Here is a 3,640-nt window from a genome sequence, read left to right on the forward strand (position 1 = left end):
TACTCTAAACAGTCCTCTTTGTCAGGTAGAAAGACCTCATTGACACTCTCTCTGCTGACCATGCTGGGGAAGGCTACGAACTCCAGTCATGAAAAAGTATTCACCGCTACAGATGAGCGTCCGCGCATATCGACCCGCAGACTGGGCGACGTGATTCTCGCGCACCGACGCGAGGATCTCATCCGCGGTGTCTGCATCGGGGCCGACGAAGCCACGCCCATGTGCTCGTCGCTGGTCGCCGTCCTCGGTTTCGACCGTCTCTGGTTGGGCATGGAGGTCACACTCTGCCAGCAGATTCAGCACGTAGTCGTCACCAGGATCAATCGACCCGTGGACGAATCCAACGGGACGGTCACCGAAGTCGTCACGTGATCGCTCTTCACCGAAATGCATCGTTTTGGGGTCGTTGATGCCGACCTCACGCATGATGTGTTTGACGTCGTATTCAACACTCGCAGCGGTGATGCAGGTGTCGAACGCATCGCCATAGTGGTTACTGAGGTGGTTCAACAGCACCTTCGTTATATCCGGGTTGAAATACTCGCCACTGGCGAGCGGTCGAACGGCGTCCCCAACCTGCACGACGCGGAGCCCCCGCTCGTAGCGCCGCCAGAGCCGGCGTTCATCGACATCCAGCACCTGCTCGGGAAGAATGTCTTTCGTCGTATTCCGCTGCCACAACGGGAGGCTCGGATGGGCGTCGAGGCCGACTACGCACCGCGACCCCGAGAGATCCGGGACGCTTCGAACGGAGCGCACATGGTTGTCGCTGTCGACGACGACGGTGACCCACGTCCGCGACCACGAGTCGTCATCGCGCGCACTGGCATCGAGTCGGGGCGGCGTGTGTGTGACAGTCCCCACACCGCGTCCATTCTCGTCGAAGCCCTGCGCCAGCGCTGACCACACCGCCTTCACGAGGGCGGGAATGAGCGTGTGAGCATCCTGCTCTTCGAGATACCACTCGCGATCCGGTTCATAGTCGAGCACAGCGCGGGTTGCATGCGCCTCACGGAGCGCGTCCCCGTAGACATTCCGCCCATAGGTTCGCCGCGCGAGTTGGACGAAGGCCTCCCAAGTGCTGACCGGCGCACCTGCCTCTTTAAGGAAGGCCGCCGTACCCCGCTGGAGCTGCTCGTTCGATAGCGACTCGCCATCGACGGCGAAGTCAGGTCGCTCGTCGAAGACGACGTTACACGATCGCGTGAGCGCCGGAACGTACGCGAATTGGTGGGTGGCGTGAATCACGTCCACCGCTGGCGTCCCGTCCTCGTTTCGCGGGAGCCCCTCCCACTGGCCGATCGCAGGACAGGGATCCTCGCCCCGCGAACACGGCAGTTCGATACCCTGGTCGTTGTGCTCGGCGAGGTAGGCATGTGCCGTCGAGAACGGAATGCCGCGCCCGTCACAGACGGCGTCGAACCACTCGGAGGCAGGCGTCCGATTCATCGTCACATCGACCATGTCGGTCTCTTCCTCCGATGGATCGTGGAAGCCGTGAGCGACCGTGCATTTCTCCTTTCGCCCGCGAAGGACGGCATACGACACACCGTCTGCCTCGTCGCTATGCTCGGCGGCCGCGTCGCGAGCCTTTCGCGTCGGGCTGAACTGGACAACCGGCTGTTCATCGGTCACGTCGGCGTGATTCAGCCACGGCTCGGTCGCAACGGTGTAGCTCTTCCCGAGGCCGGTCGGAGCGTCGAGGACGACCTCCTCTTGGTTCCGAATGGTGTCGAGCAGGCAGTCCCGGAGGCGGTCACGCGCCTCGCCCGTCGAAGGCCACTCGACATCGTGCGATGCCGCAACGCGCTCTCGCTGTCCGTCATCGACAGCATCGAATTTCGTGACCGGAACCTGGCTCAGTGGGTCGGAGCAGTCACCATCAGACTCGTACTCCGGGATGTGCGCACCGCGAGCCCGGAGCACTTCGACGGCCTCCCAGAACGCCTCACCACTAGGATACTCGGTGACCTCGGTGATGATCCGCTCCTCAAGTGCGACGACCTGGAGGGTATCGAGCCCATACATTCCCTTCCGATAGACCCAGCCGTCGCCAACCTGCGCTAATCGCGTCCCACTCTTCGACTGCGCCCAGCTTGGGTCGAGATCCTTACTCCCATCACTTCGCTCGCGCGTAACAGTCGACCGAAGCCGGATGTCAGCTGGGCCAGTGTGCTGGATGGCGTCGAAGACGTCCTGAATGTCGGATGTGATCTCGACGTCAACGAGGTCTGCCTTCGACGTCTCGGGCTCACGATCGAATCCATCCGGCCGACCGGCAGGCGTCGTCGCTCGCGCTGCGTCGACTGCCCCGGGATTGGCTGCGAGGATATCGTCAACGATGCCGTGGATGTCGTTCGTCTCGGTTGCAGTCCCAGGGATGTGGTCACCCGTGATTGTAGTATACCGTTTTCCAGGGTAAATCTCGAGTTCTGCATCTGGCCACTCAGGAGACGACAGGTCGATTTTGAGCACCTTCACGTCTTCGGGCAAGCAAAAGCCACCAAGGGCGTGTGCACCCGTTCCCGAGGGCGACCACTCGCAGAACGTCCCAGCAAGCCGCTCCAGAAGTTCTACGGCCGCTGGTGCCACTGCACCGGTCTCCGGGTCGCGTATGTCGTCGAAATCGAGGAGGCCGACGTGTGGCTCGTCAGGCACGTCTTCGGCAGGGTCGACGTGGGCGTACTTCTCGTCGTCGTCCCAGTCGTCGCGGTTGGGATTCGTAAGATAGTATGCAAGCCCGAGATCGTCGTCGTGATCGACCCAGCCAGTGGCCTTGTCGAATTCGAACCAGGCTCGGGGATCCTTCGCACCGGCGAATGCGTAGCCTGCGCCGTGGTCGGAGTATCCCCAAGCGGGGTTACGGGGCACCTTTCGGTCGTCGCTGTACTGCCAGAGCAGCCAGCGGGCACCGTTCTCAACGAGATCTTCGGGATAGGTATCGGGGGCAACGCCCTGGAGGTCGATCTCCGTCGTCTCGTTCGAGGTGGCGGCATCCAAGCCCGAGGCAGCGGTACCATCAGTGTCGATGTCACTCCGAGGGCAGTTGTTGGTGTGTCCGTCCGAAGTGACAGACGCATCGCTAGCGGTTGTCTCAGTGCCGATTACCTTCTCGCTCAGCTGTGCAGAGTGATATGGACAGCGACTGTTCGATCCGGAGGCGTCCCTCGTTGGTCGCTGACAGTCGGGAAGTCCACACTGGCGGTTGGACGGTCGATCCGTCACGCCCCTTCACCTCCGTTGGGGGCCGCATCTCGAGAAAGGAAAACGAAAATCCCCGCTGCAGGCTCGGGGTTTATTACTCGGATTGTAAGGAAATTGGTATAAGCCAAGGGCCGGATTTGAACCGGCGATGGGCGGCTCTGCAGGCCGCTGCGTTCGGCCGGACTCTGCCACCTTGGCGCAGTCTTCCCTTTGTATTCTGCCGTTTTAAGTATAGCGGTCTCACGTACTCCTGGCGAAGGAGAAAAACCCGCCCGAGAGCAGGCGCTCTCGGGCGGGTAATGAATGTGAGTATGAGTGGAGGCGGCGAATCGAATTTCCCAGAGGCTCGCGCACTCCAGTACTGACCGAAACGCAGGCAGGCTTAACTACCGTGTTCGGGATGGGTACGGGTGTGTCCCTGCCGCTCTGGCCGCCT

At 61.6% G+C, this 3,640-nt stretch carries 1 protein-coding gene, 1 tRNA gene and 1 rRNA gene; all 3 read right to left on the reverse strand.

Annotation, left to right across the window (positions count from 1 at the left end; all coding sequences use genetic code 11):
• Positions 1 to 36 precede the first annotated feature (36 nt).
• Entirely contained in the window at positions 37 to 3,000 is a 2,964-nt protein-coding gene (locus tag ACR3FF_RS26185) for a hypothetical protein (protein WP_458191022.1), read from the reverse strand.
• A gap of 326 nt (positions 3,001 to 3,326) precedes the next feature.
• Positions 3,327 to 3,402, reverse strand: a tRNA-Cys gene (locus tag ACR3FF_RS26190).
• Between the two features lie 118 nt (positions 3,403 to 3,520).
• Positions 3,521 to 3,640: ribosomal RNA gene (gene rrf, locus ACR3FF_RS26195) — 5S ribosomal RNA — on the reverse strand; the annotation flags it as partial.

The sequence above is a fragment of the Haladaptatus ordinarius genome, assembly GCF_054177595.1.